The organism is Bartonella sp. AA86SXKL, assembly GCF_042196885.1.
On the sequence record NZ_JBHIRE010000197.1, the window covers coordinates 1 to 888 of the forward strand.

The window sequence follows — 888 nt, forward strand, 5'->3', positions numbered from 1 at the left end:
ATAGAATGCTCAAAAAGGTCATCCGTAGTCTAGAGATATTCAGTCATAATTAAATAATGACGATCTTCATTGATCAAGGAGTTAGAAATAAAATGGCAACAAAAAAAATGGACGCTGTAAAACAGACCGCAATTGATACAAAAATTATCCGTGACCTTGCTGAAATTTTGAATGATACCAATTTAACCAATATTGAGCTTGAACAGGGCGGACTGCGTATTTGTGTATCACGTCAAAACATCACAGCCGTTCCCGAACAAACGATTTATGCTCCTGTTTCTACTCCTACTGTTTCTGTAGCTTCTCCTCCAACACCAACAATTGAAACTCCTAAGCCAGAAGATAGATCAAAGAATGCAATAACATCTCCAATGGTTGGTACAGCCTATCTTGCACCTTCACCGGGTGCACAACCTTTTGTAGAGATAGGGCAAAATGTTTCTGAAGGACAAACTCTACTTATCATTGAAGCGATGAAAACAATGAATCAAATTCCGTCCCCACGTTCAGGCAAAGTGACTACTATTTTTGTTAAAGATGGCCAACCCGTTGAGTTTGGTGAACCGCTTATTGTTGTTGAATAAAGTGAGAAGTAGCTATGATTCGAAAAATCCTCATTGCTAATCGAGGAGAAATTGCTCTTCGCGTTTTGCGAGCCTGCAAAGAACTTGGAATAAAAACCGTAGCCGTTCACTCAACTGCTGACGCTGATGCAATGCACGTTCGTCTTGCTGACGAAAGTGTCTGTATTGGACCTCCCCCAGTTCGCGATTCTTATTTAAGTATTCAACAAATTATTGCTGCCTGTGAGATCACAGGTGCTGATGCGGTTCATCCGGGCTATGGTTTTCTTTCTGAGAATGCAAAATTTGCAGATGTTCTAGAAGC

General features: G+C 40.5%; 2 protein-coding genes. Both read left to right on the plus strand.

Features of this window, described 5'->3' with window-relative positions:
- Window positions 1-92 precede the first annotated feature (92 nt).
- Complete coding sequence (gene accB, locus ACFIO5_RS10950) at window positions 93-584, plus strand: acetyl-CoA carboxylase biotin carboxyl carrier protein (protein ID WP_011180702.1); 492 nt, start codon at window positions 93-95, stop codon at window positions 582-584.
- A 14-nt stretch (window positions 585-598) separates the two neighbouring features.
- Window positions 599-888 (plus strand): biotin carboxylase N-terminal domain-containing protein (locus ACFIO5_RS10955; protein ID WP_375705419.1); only part of this gene is annotated, 290 nt, incomplete at its 3' end.

Excerpts from the sequence above, each read along its gene's own strand:
- accB (WP_011180702.1), top strand. The coding sequence starts at position 93 with ATGGCAACAAAAAAAATGGACGCTGTAAAACAGACCGCAATTGATACA.